This window comes from Microbacterium esteraromaticum, from assembly GCF_017303215.1.
Lineage (GTDB): Bacteria > Actinomycetota > Actinomycetes > Actinomycetales > Microbacteriaceae > Microbacterium > Microbacterium esteraromaticum_C.
In genome coordinates, this window is sequence record NZ_JAEMWU010000002.1 from 142348 (window position 1) to 161275 (window position 18928).

The following is an 18928-nucleotide window of genomic DNA, read 5'->3' on the forward strand; positions in this document are numbered from 1 at the left end:
AGGTCAGCCGTGTCAGCTGAACTGGTTCATGGTGTTGTGCTGGCCGCCTGCCTTGAGAGCGGCGTCACCGGCGAAGTACTCCTTGTGGTTGTCGCCGATGTCGGAACCGGCCATGTTCTGGTGCTTCACGGTGGCGATGCCCCCGCGGATCTCGCGGCGCTGCACGTCCTTGACGTAGGCGAGCATGCCCTCGTCGCCGAAGTAGCCCTTCGCGAGGTCGTCGGTCGACAGGGCGGCCGTGTGGTAGGTCGGCAGGGTGATGAGGTGGTGGAAGATGCCGGCGCGCGCTGAACCGTCGCGCTGGAACGTGCGGATCTTCTCGTCGGCCAGGCGGGCCAGCTCGGTGTCGTCGTACTCGACGCTCATCAGGGCGCTGCGGTCGTAGGCCGAGACGTCCTCGCCCTGCTCGGCGAGTGCGTCGTAGGCCTGCTGACGGAAGTTCAGCGTCCAGTTGAACGACGGGCTGTTGTTGTAGACCAGCTTCGCGTTCGGGATGACCTCGCGGATCGCGTCGACCATGCCCGCGATCTGCTCGACGTGCGGCTTCTCGGTCTCGATCCACAGCAGATCGGCACCATTGCGCAGCGACGTGATGCAATCGAGCACGCAGCGCTCCTCACCGGTGCCGGCGCGGAACCGGTACAGGTTGCTGGCCAGGCGACGCGGCCGCATGAGCTTGCCGTCGCGCTTGATGACGACATCGCCGTTGCCGAGGTCTCCGTCGGCGATCTCCTCGACGTCGAGGAAGGAGTTGTACTGGTCGCCGAGGTCGCCGACCTCGGTCGTCACGGCGAGCTTCTGCGTCAACCCGGCGCCGAGAGAGTCGGTGCGTGCGACGATGATGCCGTTGTCGATGCCGAGCTCGAGGAAGGCGTAGCGCACCGCGTTGAGCTTGGCGATGAAGTCCTCGTGCGGCACGGTGACCTTGCCGTCCTGGTGGCCGCACTGCTTCTCGTCCGAGACCTGGTTCTCGATCTGGATCGCGCAGGCACCCGCCTCGATCATCTTCTTGGCGAGCAGGTAGGTCGCCTCGGGGTTGCCGAAGCCGGCGTCGATGTCGGCGATGATCGGCACGACGTGGGTCTCGTACTCGTCGATCTGTGACTGGATGAACTCGGCGGCGGTCTCGTCGCCAGCGGCGCGCGCGGCGTCGAGCTGGGTGAACAGCAGGTCCAGCTCACGGGCGTCGGCCTGACGCAAGAACGTGTAGAGCTCTTCGATCAGCGCCGGCACCGCGGTCTTCTCGTGCATCGACTGGTCGGGGAGCGGGCCGAACTCGGACCGCAGCGCCGCGACCATCCAGCCGGACAGGTACAGGTAGCGCTTGTTCGTCGACTTCAGGTGCTTCTTGATCGAGATCAGCTTCTGCTGCCCGATGAAGCCGTGCCAGACGCCCAGCGACTGGGTGTACAGCGACGAGTCGGCGTCGTACTCGGCCATGTCGCGGCGCATGATGTCGGCGGTGTACTGGGCGATCTCGAGTCCGGTGCGGAACCGGTTCTGTGCGCGCATGCGGGCAACCGACTCGGGGTCGATCGCGCTCCACGGGGAGCCCTGCTCGTCCTTCAGCGCCTGGACGGCGGCGATGTCATCCTGGTAGCGGGTCATGTCGTCTTCCTTCGTTGGGATGCTGGTGTTCCGGTGCGTTCAGCGGTGGTCAGTCGGTCAGGTGGCGGGAGTAGGCGGGCAGGGTCAGGAAGGCCGGGAAGGTCTCCTGCAGCGCCACCTCGCGGAAGATCTCTGCCGCGTCGTCGTACCGGTCCTCGTCACCGCGGGGAACGGTGGCCAGCACGTCGGTGATGATGTCCTCGACGTACGCGGCCGTGATCGGCGTGCCGTCCTCGGTGGTGCGGTCCTGCTGGATCCACTGCCACACCTGCGAGCGCGAGATCTCGGCGGTGGCGGCGTCCTCCATCAGCCCGTCGATGGCGACGGCGCCCAGTCCGCGCAGCCAGGCCTCGATGTAGCGGATGCCCACCGACACGTTGTCGTAGACACCGCGCGCGGTGATCGGGCGACCGATGCGCAGGTCGAGCAGCTGAGCGGCGGTGACGTTCACATCGTCGCGCTGGCGGTCGACCTGGTGGGGACGGTCGCCGAGCACGGCGTCGAACTCGGCGCGTGCCGCGGGGATCAGGTCGGGGTGGGCGACCCAGGTGCCGTCGAATCCGTCGCCGGCTTCGCGGCGCTTGTCGGCGGCGACCTTCTGCAGTGCCTGCTGGGTCATCTCGGGGTCGCGGCGGTTCGGGATGAACGCGCTCATGCCGCCGATCGCGTGGGCGCCGCGCTTGTGGCAGGTCTGCACGAGCAGGTCGGTGTAGGCGCGCATGAAGGGCACCGTCATGGTGACCTCACTGCGGTCGGGCAGCACGAACCGTGCGCCGCGGCCGCGGTAGGTCTTGATGATCGAGAAGATGTAGTCCCAACGGCCGGCGTTGAGTCCGGCGCAGTGGTCGCGCAGCACGTAGAGGATCTCGTCCATCTCGAATGCGGCCGGCAGCGTCTCGATCAGGACGGTGGCGCGGATCGTGCCGTGCGGGATGCCGATGTACTCCTCGGCGAAGGTGAACACGTCGTCCCACAGGCGGGCTTCTTCGCTGGACTCCAGCTTGGCGATGTAGAAGTACGGGCCGCGGCCGGCGTCGATCAGGGCCTGCGCGTTGTGGAAGAAGTACAGACCGAAGTCGACCAGAGAGCCCGAGGCCGCCATCGTGCGACCGGTGCGGTCGGTGAAGTCGACGTGCTTCTCGGTGAGGTGCCAGCCGCGGGGACGCATCACGATAGTGGGCGTGCGCTCGGCGGTGACGTGGTATTCCTTGCCGTCGGGAGAGGTGTACGAGAGCTCGCCGCGGATCGCGTCGCGCAGCGACAGCTGACCGCCGATGACGTTCTGCCAGGTCGGGCTGGTGGCATCCTCCTGGTCGGCGAGCCACACCCGCGCGCCCGAGTTGAGGGCGTTGATGGTCATCTTCGGGTCGGTGGGGCCGGTGATCTCGACGCGGCGGTCCTCCAGGCCGGGGCCGGGGCCGGCGACGCGCCAGTCGGCGTCCTCGCGGATGTGGCGGGTGTCTTCGCGGAACCGCGGGTCGTGACCGTTGCCGATCTCGAACCGGCGGCGCATGCGGTCGGCGAGCCGGTCATGGCGGCGGTTCGAGAAGCGGTGGTGCAGCTCGGTGATGAAGGCCAGAGCCGCCGGGGTGAGGATCTCGTCGAACCGCTCGTGGATCGGTCCGGTGATGTGGATCGCCGGTCCCTGGTGTGCGCCGACGGCGACGCCGGCATCCTGGATCGGCGTGGTCTGTGACGCAGTGGGAGCGGTCATGATCTGTCTCCTCCGTGAGATGTCGGTCGCTGGTGTTCGGCCGGGGTGGCTTGACATCCACTCTGGGAGAGGAATGGCCCCAGCGCCGACCAAATCAGGAGAGAAGTTTGATGGAATTTCTGTTTTTGTGACAGACTGCTCGGCATGAGTCATCCCGAAGCGGTAGAAGAACCGGACGCCCTCACGATCGGGCGCCGCATCCGACAGCTGCGCACCGCGCAGGGGATGACGCTCGAAGACCTCGCGGCACGGATCGATCGTGCACCCAGCCAGGTGTCGATGTTCGAGACCGGCAAGCGCGAGCCGAAGCTGACCTTGCTGCAGTCGATCGCCCGTGCGCTGGGCACGGGCCTCGATGGTCTGCTCGAGGGTGAGCCGCTCGACGAGCGCAGCACTCGCGAGATCGCGTTGGAACGCGCTATGAAGGGGCAGACCTTCCAGGCGCTGGGCATCCCGGCGTTCCGCATCGCCAAGACGATCCCCGATGAGGCGCTCGAGGCGATGCTCGCGCTGCACGGCGAGATCGAACGGTTGCGCGATGAACGGTCGGCGACTCCCGAAGAGGCGCGGCGGGCCAACGTCGAGCTGCGTCATCTGATGCGCACGCAGGACAACTACTTCGTCGAGCTCGAGCAGCACGCCGCGCAGATCCTGGCCGCCGTCGGGCACCCCGGTGGTCCGATCACCCAGCGGACGGCATCCGAGATCGCCGCGCACCTGGGTTTCACCCTGCACTACGCGCCCGACCTGCCGCAGACGACGCGCAGCGTCGCCGATCTCGCGCACGGGCGGCTGTACCTCTCCAGCAGCATCCCCGCCAAGGGCGACGCCCGTACCGCGGTGCTGCAGGCCCTGTCCAGTCGCATCCTCGGCCACGGGGAACCGCGCAGCTACGCCGAGTTCCTGCGTCAGCGGGTCGAGACGAACTACCTCACCGGCGCGCTGCTGGTGCCCGAGGCGCACGTGGTGCCGGTGCTGCAGGAGGCGAAGTCGCGTCGCGCCATCTCGATCGAAGACGTGCGCGACGCCTACTCGGTGTCGTACGAGACGGCGGCGCACCGGTTCACGAACCTCGCCACGCGGCACCTCGACATCCCGGTGCACTTCTTGAAGGTGCACGAGTCGGGAACGATCACCAAGGCGTATGAGAACGACGACGTGAACTTTCCGACTGACCGTCTCGGATCCATCGAGGGCCAGATGTGCTGCCGTCGCTGGACGAGCCGGGTGGTGTTCGACGTCGAAGACCGCTTCAACCCGTACTACCAGTACACCGACACCGGCAACGGCACGTACTGGTGCACGGCCCGCGTCGAGCCCTCCAGTGAAGGCCTGCATTCGGTGAGCGTGGGGGTGCGTTTCGACGACACCCGCTGGTTCGTCGGGCGCGACACGAACAATCGCGGCGTGTCGAAGCACTCGGTCGAGACCTGCTGTCGCCGTGCTCCCGCCGAACTCGAGGAGCGCTGGCGGCAGCACTCCTGGCCGAACGTCCGCACGCCGCGCACGCTGCTGGCCACCCTGCCGACCGGCGCGTTCCCCGGCGTCGACAGCACCGACGTGTACGAGTTCCTCGAGGCGCACGCGCCGGCCTGAGCGGCCGCGGCACGCTCGCTCAGGCGGGGCGGATGCCGCTCACTCGCCGGCGGCGTGCAGGGCGATCCACAGCTCGGCGCGGGCCGGGAAGGTCGCCAGATCAACGCCGAGCAGCGCGGATGCCTGTGCGATGCGACTGCGCAGGGTGTGCCGGTGCACGCCGAGCGCGTTCGCGGACGCATCGAGCACGGCGTCGTGCTCCAGCCAGACGCGCAGGGTGCGTTCCAGGTCGCTGCCCGACGCGGCGTCGACCTGCCGGATGGGGGCCAGGCGCGACTCGGCGACCAGGCGTGCCTCGTCGGTGCTGAGCGCGCCGATCATGCTCGCGCTCGCCGTGTCCGCATAGCGGGTGACCGCATCGTCGCTGCGGCCCAGCGCGAACACCGCCTGCTCGTGCATGCGCGCGAACGACCCGTACCCGTCCGCCGCCGAAACCCCCCACTGCACCGAGAAGCGATCGGCGATCTGAGCGTAGACCTGTTCCTGCGCGGCGGAGACGACCAGCACCATGCCACTGGGGGCGGCCGCGCCGAAGTATGCCAGGCCGTCCTCCAAGCGGCGGCGTTCGCACCATTCCACGATCGCCTCGGCCGGGGCATCCGCCGAGGCGACACCGACCAGGACGGGCGCGACGGGCAGTGAGCCGAGCACGCGGCGCGCCAGCGCCGGGTCGTCTCGCAGGAGCGACTGGAGCACCTGGCTGTGTAATCGCGCCCGGCTGCGGTTGAGCTGCTCGCTCTGCTCTCTGGCCAGGCCCGCCATCGCGATCACCGAGGTGACCACCGTGCGCGCCTCGGGGTCGAGGGCGTCGGTGGCCAGCGCGATCACGCCGCGCAGGTGGCCGCCGCGCCCCAGGGTGAACAGCAGAAAAGGCTGACCGTCGGCGGTGACCGATTGGGCGGCCTGCGCGCCGCGCGCAAGGAGCTCGCCCACGTGTGCCGACAGGTCGGCAGCAGCGGGCTCGGCGAGAGATCGCGGCGGATGCTCGTGCGTGAGCGCTCCGCCCGCATCGAACATCCCGACCCAGACGTCGATCCGGCGGGCCAGTTCGCTCAGCGTCGACTCGAGTCCGCGGGGTCGCAGTGCGGCGATCGCGAGTGCTCGCTGCGCATCGAGTGCCCAGGAGCGCCGGGCGTACGCCTGAGCGGCGATCGCCTCGGCGTGCGCCCTTGCCACGGCGATGAACGGTGTGCGGTAGGGCACCTCGAACAGGGGCATCCCCAGTGCGGCGCATGCGGCGATGAGCTCGCTGGGAGCGCCGGCGTGGTGCACGTCGGCGCCGAACCCGAGGCCGGCGACCCCGCGATCGGCGAGTCGGGTCACGTAGGCCTGCGCCTGTGCCGCGTCGCCGTCGGTGAGCTGGGTGCCCGTGGTCAGCAGCAGCAGGTCATCGGCGAGGAACGGGGTCGGGTCGAGGAGATCCGAGCTGTGCACCCACCGCAGGGGACGATCGAGGCGATCGCCGACCTTGGCCTCCGTGGGCGACAGGAGCGTCAGTTCGAGGTCACGTCGGCGCAACAGAGTGCGCAGGGTGGGATCGTCCACGGCCACCTCTCAAGCTGGTAGACGTCAGGGCGAACGCCTTGGCAGAATTGTACGCTTCGGCGAGTGCATCGGGCGTCTGCGGCTCGTACAGTCGCCATCATGACTCGTTCCGACGCAGATTCCGCAGCCCTTCCCGTCGGCGGCCCCGGCCTTCCCCAGGAGCGCCGCGTCGTCACCGCTCTTCCCGGTCCGCGCTCGGCGGAGATCCTCGCCCGCAAGGCGCAGGCCGTTCCCGCGGGCGTCGGACACACCGCCCCGATCGCGGCCGTCGCCGCCGGCGGCGGAGTCATCGTCGACGCCGACGGCAACTCGCTCATCGACCTCGGATCGGGCATCGCAGTGACCTCGGTCGGCAATGCACACCCGAAGGTCGTCGAGGCCGTCGCGGCGCAGGCCGCGCAGTTCACGCACACCTGCTTCATGGTCTCGCCCTACGAGTCGTACATCGACGTCGCCGAAGCACTCAACCGCGTCACCCCCGGCGACTTCGCCAAGAAGACCGCGCTGTTCAACTCGGGCGCCGAGGCCGTCGAGAACGCCATCAAGATCGCCCGCAAGCACACCGGCCGCCAGGCCGTCGTCGCCTTCGATCACGGGTACCACGGCCGCACCAACCTCACCATGGCGCTGACCGCCAAGTCGATGCCCTACAAGAGCGGCTTCGGTCCCTTCGCCCCCGAGGTGTACCGCGCACCGATGTCGTACCCGTTCCGCGACGGCCTCAGCGGCCAGGAGGCCGCGGCCCGCGCCATCCTGCAGCTCGAGAAGCAGATCGGCGCCGATAACCTCGCCGCTGTCATCATTGAGCCCATCCAGGGTGAGGGTGGCTTCATCGTGCCCGCCGACGGGTTCCTGCCCGCAATCGCCGAGTGGTGCCGCGCCAACGGCGTGGTGTTCATCGCCGACGAGGTGCAGACCGGCTTCGCCCGCACCGGGGCGATGTTCGCCAGCGAGATCTTCGGCATCGAGCCCGACCTGATCACCACCGCCAAGGGCATCGCCGCGGGCCTGCCGCTGGCGGCCGTCACCGGACGCGCCGAGATCATGGACGCCTCGCACGCGGGCGGCCTCGGCGGCACCTACGGCGGCAACCCGATCGCGTGCGCCGCCGCGCTCGCCGCCATCGACGCCTTCGAGAACGAAGGACTGATCGAACGCGCCCAGCAGATCGGCGCGCTGCTCACCGACCGGCTCTCCCGGATGCAGGCATCCGACGCCCGCATCGGCGACGTCCGCGGCCACGGCGCAATGATCGCCGCTGAGTTCGTCGACCCCGAGACCAACGCGCCGGACGCCGCACTGACCGCTGCCGTCGCCAAGGCCTGCATCGCCGCTGGTGTGATCGTGCTCACCTGTGGCACCTACGGCAACGTCATCCGGTTCCTGCCGCCGCTGTCGATCAGCGACGAGCTGCTGGGCGAAGGCATCGACGTCGTCGCCGACGCCCTGGCTTCGGCCTAACAGACTGCCGGCCGCGGCCCGTATCGGGGGATATCGGGCCGCGGCCGGCACACACAACATGCTCCGAGAACGGCCTCGAGAACGAAGGAAAGTGCACATGACCGAGATCAACCGCGACGTGCTGATCGTGGGCGCCGGCGCAGCCGGGCTCACCGCGGCCAACGAACTGCGCAAGGCCGGCCTGTCGGTGGCCGTCCTCGAGGCGCGTGACCGCGTCGGCGGCCGCCTGTGGACCGACGTCATCGACGGCGCGATGCTCGAGATCGGCGGACAGTGGGTCTCGCCCGATCAGGATGCCCTCATCGAGACGATCGACGAGCTCGGACTGGAGACGTACAGTCGCTACCGCGAGGGCGACAGCGTGTACATCGGACCGGACGGCACCGTCAGCCGGTTCACCGGTGAGATGTTCCCGGTCGCCCCCGAGACCGAGCGCGTGATCGACGAGATCACCGAGCGCCTCGACCGGATGGTCGCCGAGATCGACCCCGACAGCCCGTGGGAGCACCCGAACGCCGCCGAGTGGGATGCCGTCACGTGGGACGCCTGGCTGCGCTCGCAGACCGACGACGACGAGGCCGTTCGCAACCTCGCCTTCGCCACCGGATCGGCCATGCTCACCAAGCCGACGCACACGTTCTCGCTCCTGCAGTCGTTGCTGATGGCCGCATCCGCCGGGTCGTACTCGAACCTCGTCGACGCCGACTTCATCCTCGACAAGCGTGTGGTCGGCGGACTCCAGCAGGTCCCGCTGCTGCTGGCCGAGCGCCTCGCCGAGGACGTGCTGCTGAACCAGCCGGTGCGCTCGCTCGAGTGGGGCGATGCCGGCGTGACCGCCACCACCGACGACACCACCGTCCGTGCCCGCTTCGCGATCCTGGCCCACGCGCCGGTGCTGTACGACCGCATCTCGTTCGTGCCCGCACTGCCGCGCCGGCAGCACCAGCTGCACCAGCACCTGTCGATGGGCTTCGTCATCAAGGTGCACGCCGTCTACGATCGTCCGTTCTGGCGCGAGCAGGGGCTCAGCGGCACCGCCTTCAGCCCGTACGAGCTCTCGCACGAGGCCTACGACAACACCAACCACGGCGACGAGCGCGGCACCCTCGTCGGCTTCGTCAGCGACCAGAACGCCGACGACCTGTTCACCCTGTCGGCCGAGGAGCGCAAGGAGCGCATCCTGGAGTCGCTGTCGCACTACTACGGTCCCGAGGCGAAGAACCCGGTCGTGTACTACGAGAGCGACTGGGGCAGCGAGGAATGGACCCGCGGCGCGTACGCCGCCAGCTTCGACATGGGCGGGCTCCACCGCTACGGAAGCGACCTGCGCACGCCCGTCGGGCCGATCCACTTCGCCTGCTCCGACATGGCCGGTGCCGGTTACCAGCACGTCGACGGCGCCATCCGGATGGGTCGTCTGGCGGCCACCCGCATCATCGAGCAGAGCCGCGCATGAGCCCTTCGTCGATCGTCATCGGATACACCGCGACGCCGGCCGGCGCCGACGCCCTGGCACTGGGCGTGCGCCTGGCCCGCGGCCTCGGCATGCGCCTCGACCTGGTCGTCGTGCTGCCCGCCGAGGGCACCCGCAACGCCGCCGTGCCGCCCGAGCGCGCCTACGTCGACCACATCCGCCGCCAGGCGCAGGAGTGGTTGCGGACGGCATCCGCCACGATCACCGACGACATCGAGCGCATGGGGCATGTGCGCTTCGGTGACTCCTTCGCGGCGGGACTCATCGCCGCCGCCGAGGAGTTCGACGCGCGACTGATCGTCGTGGGGGCCGCCGGTACCAGCGCCTTCGGTCGGCACCGGCTCGGTTCGGTGGCATCCGACCTCGTGCACTCGTCGCCGATCCCCGTCGCGCTGGCGACGGCCGGCTCGGCAGAGGACGTCGATCTCGCCCTGCCCATCACGCGAGTGAGCGCGGCGATCGGCACCAGGGAGGGCTCGGACGTCCTCCTGGAGGAGGCCGTCGCCTTCACCCGAGCCAGCGGCGGATCACTGCGGCTGATCTCGCTCGTCCCGTTCGACACCCCGGCCGGACTCGACACCGCCGCCATCACCTTCGTGCGCAACTCGCACGGCGGCGATGTGCTCGCGCAGGCGCGCGAGGCGCTGCCCGCGGGCGTCGAGGCGACCGTTGAGCGCGCGACCGGAGACAGCGTCGAGGATGCTGTCGCTCACCTGCCGTGGGAGCCGGGCGAGATCGTTCTCGTCGGCTCCAGTCGGCTCGCGCAACCGCGCCGGCTGTTCCTCGGCTCGACCGCGGCCAAGATGCTGCACGAGCTGCCCGTCCCCATGATCGTCGTTCCCCGCACCCGCGGCACCGGAAAGGCCTGAGGCCACAGCATGTCCCAGAAATCGCACAGCGTCGTGCCGGACCCGGTCACCACCGGTATCTCCCGCAAGGGTCTGAGCAGCGGCACCGTCGGTCTGCTCGGAGCCGTCGTGATCGGTATCTCGTGCATCGCGCCCGCGTACACCTTCACCGCGGCCGTCGGACCGACAGCATCCGAGGTCGGATCGCAGATCCCCGCGATCATCCTCGTCGGCTTCATCCCGATGCTGCTGGTCGCCTTCGGGTACCGCGAGCTGAACCGCCAGATGCCGGATGCCGGCACCTCGTTCACGTGGGCGGCCCGCGCCTTCGGCCCCTGGGTGGGGTGGATGGCCGGATGGGGACTGGTCGTCGCGACCATTCTCGTGCTGTCGAACCTCGCCGGCGTCGCCGTCGACTTCCTGTTCCTGCTGCTGTCGCAGATCACCCGCGATCCCGCCATCGCCGACCTCGCCGGCATCACCTGGATCAACATCGCCGTCTGCCTGCTGTTCATGCTCGGCGCCACCTTCATCTCGTACCGCGACATGAAGACCACGCAGAAACTGCAGTACTGGCTGGTCGGGTTCCAGCTGCTCGTGCTGGTGTTCTTCGCCGTCGCCGCGATCAGCCAGGCCGTCTCGGGCAACGGCTTCGACTTCCAGCCGTTCGATCCGTCCTGGTTCAACCCGTTCGAGGTCTCGTCGTTCAGCGCGTTCGCGGCGGGCCTGTCGCTGTCGATCTTCATCTTCTGGGGCTGGGATGTCACCCTGACGATGAACGAGGAGACCAAGGACCCCGAGCGCACGCCGGGACGCGCGGCGACCGTGACCGTGCTGACCATCGTGTCGCTGTACCTGCTGCTGTCGGTCGCGATGATCATGTACGCCGGCGTCGGCACCGGTGAGCTGGGGCTGGGCAACGAGGGCATCCAGGAGAACGTCTTCTTCCACCTGTCGGGACCGATCCTCGGCCCGCTGGCGTTCCTGGTATCGCTGGCCGTGCTCACCAGCTCGGCATCGTCGCTGCAGTCCACATTCGTGGGTCCTGCGCGCACGCTGCTGGCGATGGGGCACTACGGGGCACTGCCCTCGGCGTACGCCAAGGTCAGCCCGCGCTTCTTCACCCCCGGCTACGCCACGATCGTGTCGGCCATCGTCGCCTCGGCGTTCTACGCGATCATGCGCGTCGTCAGCGAGGACACCCTGTGGGACACCATCCTGACGCTGGGCATGATGATCTGCTTCTACTACGGCATCACGGCGTTCGCGTGCGTGTGGTACTTCCGCAAGCAGTGGTTCGACTCGGCGCGCAACGTGTTCTTCACCTTCCTGTTCCCGCTCATCGGCGGCATCCTGCTCGCGGTGCTGTTCTTCACCACGCTGATCGACTCGATGGACCCGGCCTACGGCTCGGGCACCGAGATCGGCGGAGTCGGCATCGTCTTCATCCTCGGCATGCTCATCATCGGGGTCGGGATCGTGGTGATGATCATCAACGCGATCCGCCGCCCCGCCTTCTTCCGAGGTGAGACGCTGGGTATCGACGCCCCGCCGAGCCTGCGCCGCCGCTGACCCACCCTCCCCACACAGAATCGAGAACCACCCATGAGCACAGCACTCGCATCCAACGAGCAGGAACTGCTCGGCCGGGTACCCACCGGTCTCTTCATCGGCGGCGAGTGGATCGACGCCGAAGAGGGCCGCACCTTCGACGTGCGCGACCCCGCGACCGGTGAGGTCATCGCCTCGATCGCCGATGCGACGCCGACCGACGGCATCCGCGCGCTCGACGCGGCCGTCGCCGCGCAGGAGTCGTGGGCGGCGACCCCGCCCCGCACGCGCAGCGACATCCTGCGCCGCGCCTTCGACCTCGTGCAGGAGCACAAGGAGGACCTCGCGCTGCTGATGACCCTCGAGATGGGCAAGCCGCTGGCCGAGGCCCGTGGCGAGGTCGTCTACGGCGGTGAGTTCCTGCGCTGGTTCAGCGAGGAGGCCGTGCGCATCACGGGTCGCTACGGCACCAGCCCTGAGGGCACCGGACGCATGATCGTCTCGCAGCGTCCCGTCGGACCGTCGTTCTTCATCACGCCGTGGAACTTCCCGTTCGCGATGGCGACCCGCAAGATCGCCCCTGCGCTCGCCGCGGGCTGCACCGTGGTCATCAAGCCGCCGGCACTGACCCCGCTGACGACGATCTTCTTCACCCGTCTGCTCGAAGAGGCGGGCCTGCCTGCCGGTGTCGTCAACGTGGTGCAGACCTCGTCGTCGTCGAAGCTGTCGGCGCCGATCATCGCCGACCCGCGCCTGCGCAAGCTCTCGTTCACCGGATCGACCGGCGTCGGCCAGAAGCTCATCGAGCAGGCCGCTCAGGGCGTGCTGCGCGTGTCGATGGAGCTCGGCGGCAACGCGCCGTTCGTCGTCTTCGAGGATGCTGACCTCGACAAGGCTGTCGACGGTGCGATGGCCGCGAAGTTCCGCAACATCGGCCAGGCATGCACGGCCGCGAACCGGTTCATCGTGCACGAGGACATCGCCGAGGAGTTCGCGCGCCGGGTCACCGAGCGCGTGCAGGCGATGAAGATCGGACGCGGCACCGAAGAGGGCGTCACCATCGGCCCGCTGATCGACGCGGATGCCGTCGGCAAGGCCGCCGAGCTCGTCGGCGATGCTGTTGAGCGCGGGGCCCGTGTGCTCGCCGGCGGCGCGGCCGTCGAGGGCACCGGAACGTTCTACCAGCCGACCGTGCTCACCGACGTGGTCGCCGGCAGCGACATCCTGCGCGAGGAGATCTTCGGACCCGTGCTGGCCATCGCCACCTTCGCCGACGAGGCCGAGGCCGTGCGCCTGGCCAACGACACCGAGTACGGGCTGGTCTCGTACGTTTTCACTCAGGACCTCGCGCGCGGACACCGCATGATCGAGGCGCTTGAGACGGGCATGATGGGGCTGAACGTGGGCGTCGTCTCGAACGCCGCGGCACCCTTCGGCGGCGTCAAGCAGTCCGGCATCGGCCGCGAAGGCGGCTTCGAGGGCATCCACGAGTACCTGTCCACCAAGTACACGCTCATCCCGGCGTGAGCCACCACACACGAAGCGAGGAACCGACATGACCGACTACGCCGTCGTCAACCCGGCCACCGGCGAGACCGAAGCCGCGTTCGAGACGTTCACCGACGCCCAGATCGAGGATGCCGTCGCCCGTGCCGCGAGCGCCGCCGTCACGTGGGCGGCGACCCCGCCCGCCGAGCGTGCGGAAGTGATCCGTCGCATCGCGCAGCTGCACCGCGAACGTCGCGACGAGTTCGCCGCGATCATCGTGCGCGAGATGGGCAAGCCGATCGCCGCGGCCGAGGGTGAGGTCGACTTCGCCGCCGACATCATCGAGTACAACGCCGACAACATCGACAAGATCACCGGCGACACCCCGCTCGACATCCTGGGCGAGGGCAGCGCCGTCGTGCGCCGCGCGCCCCTGGGCGCCCTGCTGGGCATCATGCCGTGGAACTTCCCCGCGTACCAGGTGGCACGCTTCGCGGCCCCCAACCTGGCGGTGGGAAACACGATCATCCTCAAGCACGCCCCGCAGTGCCCCGAGTCGGCCGCGCTGCTCGAGCGCATCTACCGCGATGCGGGCCTGCCCGACGGCGCGTACGTCAACGTCTACGCCACCAACGAGCAGGCTGCGACGATCATCGCCGACCCGCGCGTGCATGGGGTTTCGGTGACCGGTTCCGAGCGCGCCGGCGCGGCCGTCGCGGAGGTCGCCGGGCGCAACCTCAAGAAGGTGGCGCTGGAACTCGGTGGGTCCGACCCGTTCCTCGTGCTCTCGACGGATGACATGGATGCTGTCGCTCAGGCCGCGGTCGATGCACGCCTCGACAACAACGGCCAGTCCTGCAACGGCGCCAAGCGCTTCATCGTGGTCGACGAGCTCTACGACGCCTTCACCGAGAAGTTCGTCGCGGGCCTCGCCGCTGTCTCGGCCGAGGACCCGACGCAGCAGGACACCGTGCTGGGCCCGCTGTCGTCGACGGCGGCCGCCGAGCGCCTGCAGCAGCAGGTCGACGAGGCACTCGCACAGGGCGCGACGCTGCTGACCGGCGGCACCCGCAACGGCACGTTCTTCGCACCGACCGTCCTCGCCGACGTCACCGCCGACATGAACGTGTATCGCGAGGAGCTGTTCGGGCCCGCCGCGGTCGTGTACCGCGTGGCCGACGAGGCCGCCGCGGTCGCGCTCGCCAACGACACCTCGTTCGGTCTCGGCTCGTACGTGTTCACCACCGACCCGGCGCAGGCCGAGCGCGTGGCGGATGCCATCGAGGCCGGCATGGTCTACATCAACCTGGTGCTCGCCGACAGCCCCGAGCTGCCCTTCGGTGGCGTGAAGCGCAGCGGTACCTCGCGCGAGATGGGCCTGCTGGCCGCCGACGAGTTCGTCAACAAGAAGCTCATCCGCACCGCCTGATCCGTGCGACCATGACCCTCCGGATGCCCGTTGCGTGGCATCCGGAGGGTCTCTCGCATCCGTCCGCGAATCTCGTTACGATCGGCCCAAGGGACGTCCACCGCGAAGGGAGGCACAGCGTGTCCGCACCCGAGTACTCCTTCGTCAGCGTTCCGTTGCGCCGAGACCGTGCGGGGTGGGAGTTCGCCTTCGACTATCAGACCGTCATCACCGAGCGCGCCGCCGACGGGTGGGGCTTCGTGCAGTTGATCCTGCTCGAGCACCACACCGAACCGCGTGCCGACCTCGTCTTCGTGCGAAAGGGTCAAGAGCAATGAAGCATCCGTTGCGTCTGCTGCAGTCATTCGTCGTGTTCATCGCGGGACTGTTCGGGTTGTTCGTGTTCGCGGGTAACCTGATGGACTACGACTCGAACTATCAGTTCGTCGTGCACGTGCTGTCGATGGACACCACTTTCGAGGGCAACGCGTTGATGTGGCGCGCGATCGACAGCCCGGTGATCCACACGATCGGCTACATCGGCATCATCATCGCCGAGGGCGTCTTCGCGGGTCTCGCACTCTACGGCGGTGTGCTGCTGTTCTTGCGGCGCAATGCCGACATCGCCGCCTACGACCGGGCCAGGGGCTGGGGCTACGCCGCCTTCGCCCTGGGCTTCGCGATCTGGTTCCTCGGCTTCATCGTGGTCGGCTCGGAATGGTTCGCGATGTGGCAGTCGGGCATCTGGAACGGCAAGGACACTGCGATGGGCATCGTCACGCTGTGGGCCGCGTTCGCGGTGCTGCTCGCGATGAACGAGCCTGCGCGTGAGGGGAGTGCAGCATGAGCCTCTACGACAACCCGGTCACCGTGCTTCCGGAGCAGCGGTGTTGGGAGCTGGTGCGTACTCAGGAACTCGGAAGGCTCGTCACGCACGTCGGCGACGTCGTCGACGTCTTCCCGGTGAACTACGCGGTCGACGATGAGGGCATCATCTTCCGCACGGCACCCGGAACCAAGCTGCTTGAGCTGACGGTCAACGCCGATGTGATCTTCGAGGTCGATGATCACACCGACACCGAGGCGTGGAGCGTCATCATGCGTGGCCGCGCGACGGCTTTGGAGAGCGAGGCCGACATCGAGCGGGCCGAGAACACCGGCCTGCGCCCGTGGATCCCCACGCTCAAGCGCGTCTTCGTGCGCATCGAGCCGACGCGTATCAGCGGCCGGGGCTTCCGTCGAGACCCCGAGCCCGAGCGCACCGGCGTCGCAGAGTACTGATGGGCTGTGCACCGCGCGAATCACCCGGGATTTCGGTTCGGTTCGGTCGGATGCCGCGGATGCCGTACACTGATCTAGCAGTTGTCTGCATCCTTCACCGTGCCCCACACGGCACGCGGAGGAGGTAGACCCAGAGGTCGCAAGGTCTCTAGGGCGGTAGCTCAATTGGCAGAGCAGCGGTCTCCAAAACCGCAGGTTGCAGGTTCGATTCCTGTCCGCCCTGCGCGTCAGCGCACATGCTGGCTCACGAAAGGTACGTACCGGATGGAACAGGACGACGTTCGCGGCGACATCGTCGCAGCAGGCCCGTACGCACTGCGCGAGAAGAAGCTGGGCTTCTTCGGGCGCATCGCTCTGTTCTTCCGCCAGGTGATCGGCGAACTGAGCAAGGTCGTCACCCCGACTCGCAAAGAGCTGGTCAAGTACACCGCCGTGGTCTTCGTGTTCGTGCTGATCGTGATGGGCATGGTGTACGGCCTCGACTGGATCTTCGGGAGCCTGACGCACGTCGTGTTCGGAGTCCCGCTCGGCTGACGCACCCTCGACGTCCGCAGGAACCCCTGGGAACGTCGCAGTGAACGGAAAGAAGCAACGTGTCTGAACGATATTCCGACGATGCGGACTGGGCGACAGCCGCAGAGCAGTCGAGTGAAGAGGACGAGTCCCAGGAGGGCAACGTCCTCGCCGAGCAGGAGCAGTCGGCCACGGCCGCCGAGCACGTGGCTTTGCACGTCGAGGGCGACGGGGATGACGCCGAGAACTTCGGCGGCGACACGGATGACATCGAGATCGAAGACCCGGAGGCAGACGCGATCGTGAACGACGCTCTCAACCTGGACGAAGCAGCTGAGTCAGAAGCAGCCGCAGAGGTCCTCAACGACGCCGTGGCGGAAGACACCGCCGACGCAGAGGCCGCAGCCGCTGAAGAAGTGGCACCCTACGACGGCCCCGAGGTCGACGGCGACAGCGCCGATGAGCCTGCGGAGGAAGACCCCTACGAGGCCTTCCGCATGGATCTGCGGATGCTGCCCGGCAAGTGGTACGTCATCCACTCCTACGCCGGCTTCGAGCGCAAGGTGAAGGCCAACATCGAGCAGCGCAAGTCGACGCTCGAGGTAGAGGACGACATCTACCAGATCGAGGTCCCGATGGAGGACGTCGTCGAGATCAAGAACGGCCAGCGCAAGATGGTCACGCGCGTGCGCATCCCCGGCTACGTGCTGGTGCGCATGGAGCTCAACGAGGACACCTGGTCGGTCGTGCGTCACACGCCCGGCGTCACGGGCTTCGTGGGCAACGCCCACAACCCCACACCGCTCCGCTTCGAAGAGGCCTTCAACATGCTGAAGTCGCTCGTCGAGGTCAAGGATGTGCCGACCGCGAAGTCCATTGCCGCCAAGGGTGGCGTCGCCGTCGCCCGCCCGGTGGCTGCTGAGGTCGACTTCGAGATCGGCGAGACGATCACGATCAAGGAAGGGTCGTTCGCGGGCCTTCCCGGTTCGATCAGCGAGATCAAGCCCGAGAGCGGCAAGCTCACGGTTCTCGTCTCGCTCTTCGAGCGCGAGACTCCGGTCGAACTGTCGTTCGACCAGGTCACCAAGATGGCCTGACCCGCACAGCATTCACGAACGGCCGCCCCGGAACAGGGCGGCCGTTCGTGCGTTCTCGGGTATACTTGGATGGTTTGTGCGCCCGTTTCTCGTGCGCGCGAGCAACCGCAGCCCGGAACCGCCGGGTTCGCGGGAGAACGGATGCGTGCCGCATCCGCTCGATGAAAGGAAAGAGAATGGCACCGAAGAAGAAGGTGACCGGCCTGATCAAGCTTCAGATCAACGCCGGTGCAGCCAACCCGGCGCCGCCGATCGGCCCCGCGCTCGGTCAGCATGGCGTCAACATCATGGAGTTCTGCAAGGCGTACAACGCCGCGACCGAGTCGCAGCGCGGCAACGTCATCCCCGTGGAGATCACCGTCTACGAGGACCGCAGCTTCACGTTCATCCTGAAGACCCCGCCGGCAGCCGAGCTGATCAAGAAGGCCGCTGGCGTTGCGAAGGCCTCGCCCACGCCGCACACGGTCAAGGTCGGAAAGCTCACCAAGGAGCAGGTCCGCCAGATCGCCGAGACCAAGCAGCCCGACCTGAACGCGAACGACATCGACGCTGCGTCGAAGATCATCGCCGGTACCGCCCGTTCCATGGGCATCACGGTCGAGGACTGAGGGGGATAAATCATGGCTAAGTCCAAGGCATACCAGGCTGCCCTCGCCAAGATCGAGGCAGACCGTTTCTACACTCCCGCTGAGGCTGTCGCCCTGGCCAAGGAGACCGGCTCGGCGAAGTTCGACTCGACCGTCGAGGTCGCGCTGAAGCTCGCTGTTGACCCCCGCAAGGCAGACCAGATGGTGCGCGGCACCGTCATGCTGCCCCACGGCACCGGTAAGACCGCCCGCGTCATCGTGTTCGCCAACGGCCCGGCCGCTGAGGCCGCGATCGCCGCTGGTGCGGACGAGGTCGGTGGCACCGAGCTGATCGAGAAGGTCGCCGGCGGCTGGACCGACTTCGACGCCGCGGTCTCGACCCCCGAGCTGATGGGTCAGGTCGGTCGTCTGGGTAAGGTGCTGGGTCCCCGTGGCCTCATGCCCAACCCCAAGACCGGCACCGTGACTCCGAACCCGGCCAAGGCCGTTGAGGAGATCAAGGGCGGAAAGATCGAGTTCCGCGTCGACAAGCACGCCAACGTGCACTTCATCGTCGGCAAGGCCTCGTTCAGCGCTGAGCAGCTGAACGAGAACATCGACGCCGCTCTCGAAGAGATCGTGCGTCTGAAGCCGTCGAGCGCGAAGGGCCGCTACATCCAGAAGGGCGCCGTGTCGACCACGTTCGGCCCCGGCATCCCGCTGGACGTCAACGCCATCTGAGTCTGAGACTCGCTTTCGAAGACCCTCACCCCGCTCG

At 67.9% G+C, this 18928-nt stretch carries 17 protein-coding genes and 1 tRNA gene; 15 read left to right on the forward strand and 3 right to left on the reverse strand.

Annotated elements, in window-relative coordinates:
• Positions 1 to 12: 12 nt before the first annotated feature.
• On the reverse strand, positions 13 to 1608 hold the full coding sequence (locus JF543_RS11925; RefSeq protein ID WP_179410089.1) for an isocitrate lyase: 1596 nt from the start codon (positions 1606 to 1608) through the stop codon (positions 13 to 15).
• A 49-nt stretch (positions 1609 to 1657) separates the two neighbouring features.
• Positions 1658 to 3322 carry a malate synthase A gene (gene aceB, locus JF543_RS11930; protein ID WP_179410090.1) on the reverse strand — a complete coding sequence of 555 codons (1665 nt, stop codon included), beginning with the start codon at positions 3320 to 3322 and terminating at the stop codon, positions 1658 to 1660.
• Between the two features lie 144 nt (positions 3323 to 3466).
• Between aceB and JF543_RS11935 the strand changes: the two genes are divergently transcribed.
• Positions 3467 to 4918 carry an XRE family transcriptional regulator gene (locus tag JF543_RS11935; RefSeq protein ID WP_179410091.1) on the forward strand — a complete coding sequence of 484 codons (1452 nt, stop codon included), beginning with the start codon at positions 3467 to 3469 and terminating at the stop codon, positions 4916 to 4918.
• A gap of 39 nt (positions 4919 to 4957) precedes the next feature.
• On the opposite strand, the gene JF543_RS11940 is transcribed toward JF543_RS11935, so the two are convergent.
• Positions 4958 to 6463, reverse strand: coding sequence for a helix-turn-helix domain-containing protein (locus tag JF543_RS11940; RefSeq protein ID WP_347401154.1), 1506 nt, complete (start codon positions 6461 to 6463; stop codon positions 4958 to 4960).
• A 99-nt stretch (positions 6464 to 6562) separates the two neighbouring features.
• On the opposite strand from JF543_RS11940, the gene gabT reads away from it, so the two are divergent.
• From gabT to rplA, 14 genes are all read left to right on the forward strand, one after another.
• Positions 6563 to 7924 carry a 4-aminobutyrate--2-oxoglutarate transaminase gene (gene gabT, locus JF543_RS11945; protein WP_179410093.1) on the forward strand — a complete coding sequence of 454 codons (1362 nt, stop codon included), beginning with the start codon at positions 6563 to 6565 and terminating at the stop codon, positions 7922 to 7924.
• Between the two features lie 97 nt (positions 7925 to 8021).
• Positions 8022 to 9380 (forward strand): flavin monoamine oxidase family protein, encoded by a 1359-nt coding sequence (locus JF543_RS11950; RefSeq protein ID WP_206824481.1) that lies wholly within the window; start codon positions 8022 to 8024, stop codon positions 9378 to 9380.
• Positions 9377 to 10267, forward strand: a complete 891-nt coding sequence (locus tag JF543_RS11955; RefSeq protein ID WP_206824483.1) for a universal stress protein — start codon at positions 9377 to 9379, stop codon at positions 10265 to 10267. Before JF543_RS11950 ends, JF543_RS11955 begins: the two co-directional genes overlap by 4 nt.
• A 9-nt stretch (positions 10268 to 10276) precedes the next feature.
• On the forward strand, positions 10277 to 11818 hold the full coding sequence (locus JF543_RS11960) for an APC family permease (protein WP_179410096.1): 1542 nt from the start codon (positions 10277 to 10279) through the stop codon (positions 11816 to 11818).
• 33 nt (positions 11819 to 11851) lie between these two features.
• Complete coding sequence (locus tag JF543_RS11965; protein WP_206824486.1) at positions 11852 to 13324, forward strand: NAD-dependent succinate-semialdehyde dehydrogenase; 1473 nt, start codon at positions 11852 to 11854, stop codon at positions 13322 to 13324.
• Positions 13325 to 13352: 28 nt separating this feature from the next.
• On the forward strand, positions 13353 to 14714 hold the full coding sequence (locus tag JF543_RS11970) for an aldehyde dehydrogenase family protein (protein WP_206824487.1): 1362 nt from the start codon (positions 13353 to 13355) through the stop codon (positions 14712 to 14714).
• A 119-nt stretch (positions 14715 to 14833) separates the two neighbouring features.
• Positions 14834 to 15031: a DUF4177 domain-containing protein gene (locus tag JF543_RS11975; protein WP_179410099.1), complete on the forward strand. Its 198-nt coding sequence runs from the start codon at positions 14834 to 14836 to the stop codon at positions 15029 to 15031.
• Complete coding sequence (locus JF543_RS11980; protein WP_179410100.1) at positions 15028 to 15540, forward strand: DUF2165 family protein; 513 nt, start codon at positions 15028 to 15030, stop codon at positions 15538 to 15540. The genes JF543_RS11975 and JF543_RS11980 overlap by 4 nt, the downstream gene beginning before the upstream one ends.
• On the forward strand, positions 15537 to 15974 hold the full coding sequence (locus tag JF543_RS11985; protein WP_179410101.1) for a pyridoxamine 5'-phosphate oxidase family protein: 438 nt from the start codon (positions 15537 to 15539) through the stop codon (positions 15972 to 15974). Before JF543_RS11980 ends, JF543_RS11985 begins: the two co-directional genes overlap by 4 nt.
• Positions 15975 to 16124: 150 nt before the next feature.
• Positions 16125 to 16197 (forward strand) — tRNA-Trp (locus tag JF543_RS11990).
• A 41-nt stretch (positions 16198 to 16238) separates the two neighbouring features.
• Positions 16239 to 16508: a preprotein translocase subunit SecE gene (gene secE / locus JF543_RS11995; protein ID WP_179410102.1), complete on the forward strand. Its 270-nt coding sequence runs from the start codon at positions 16239 to 16241 to the stop codon at positions 16506 to 16508.
• A gap of 59 nt (positions 16509 to 16567) precedes the next feature.
• Positions 16568 to 17584, forward strand: coding sequence for a transcription termination/antitermination protein NusG (gene nusG / locus JF543_RS12000; RefSeq protein WP_206824490.1), 1017 nt, complete (start codon positions 16568 to 16570; stop codon positions 17582 to 17584).
• A 176-nt stretch (positions 17585 to 17760) separates the two neighbouring features.
• A complete protein-coding gene (gene rplK, locus JF543_RS12005; protein ID WP_179410104.1) occupies positions 17761 to 18192 on the forward strand; it encodes a 50S ribosomal protein L11 in 432 nt (143 codons plus the stop codon).
• A gap of 12 nt (positions 18193 to 18204) precedes the next feature.
• Positions 18205 to 18891: a 50S ribosomal protein L1 gene (rplA, locus tag JF543_RS12010; RefSeq protein WP_206824492.1), complete on the forward strand. Its 687-nt coding sequence runs from the start codon at positions 18205 to 18207 to the stop codon at positions 18889 to 18891.
• Positions 18892 to 18928: the final 37 nt, after the last annotated feature.

Excerpts from the sequence above, each read along its gene's own strand:
- JF543_RS11965 (WP_206824486.1), top strand. The coding sequence starts at position 11,852 with ATGAGCACAGCACTCGCATCCAACGAGCAGGAACTGCTCGGCCGGGTA.
- JF543_RS11925 (WP_179410089.1), bottom strand. The coding sequence starts at position 1,608 with ATGACCCGCTACCAGGATGACATCGCCGCCGTCCAGGCGCTGAAGGAC.
- JF543_RS11980 (WP_179410100.1), top strand. The coding sequence starts at position 15,028 with ATGAAGCATCCGTTGCGTCTGCTGCAGTCATTCGTCGTGTTCATCGCG.
- rplA (WP_206824492.1), top strand. The coding sequence starts at position 18,205 with ATGGCTAAGTCCAAGGCATACCAGGCTGCCCTCGCCAAGATCGAGGCA.
- JF543_RS11935 (WP_179410091.1), top strand. The coding sequence starts at position 3,467 with ATGAGTCATCCCGAAGCGGTAGAAGAACCGGACGCCCTCACGATCGGG.
- rplK (WP_179410104.1), top strand. The coding sequence starts at position 17,761 with ATGGCACCGAAGAAGAAGGTGACCGGCCTGATCAAGCTTCAGATCAAC.
- secE (WP_179410102.1), top strand. The coding sequence starts at position 16,239 with ATGGAACAGGACGACGTTCGCGGCGACATCGTCGCAGCAGGCCCGTAC.
- JF543_RS11950 (WP_206824481.1), top strand. The coding sequence starts at position 8,022 with ATGACCGAGATCAACCGCGACGTGCTGATCGTGGGCGCCGGCGCAGCC.
- JF543_RS11970 (WP_206824487.1), top strand. The coding sequence starts at position 13,353 with ATGACCGACTACGCCGTCGTCAACCCGGCCACCGGCGAGACCGAAGCC.
- JF543_RS11985 (WP_179410101.1), top strand. The coding sequence starts at position 15,537 with ATGAGCCTCTACGACAACCCGGTCACCGTGCTTCCGGAGCAGCGGTGT.
- gabT (WP_179410093.1), top strand. The coding sequence starts at position 6,563 with ATGACTCGTTCCGACGCAGATTCCGCAGCCCTTCCCGTCGGCGGCCCC.
- JF543_RS11960 (WP_179410096.1), top strand. The coding sequence starts at position 10,277 with ATGTCCCAGAAATCGCACAGCGTCGTGCCGGACCCGGTCACCACCGGT.
- aceB (WP_179410090.1), bottom strand. The coding sequence starts at position 3,322 with ATGACCGCTCCCACTGCGTCACAGACCACGCCGATCCAGGATGCCGGC.
- JF543_RS11955 (WP_206824483.1), top strand. The coding sequence starts at position 9,377 with ATGAGCCCTTCGTCGATCGTCATCGGATACACCGCGACGCCGGCCGGC.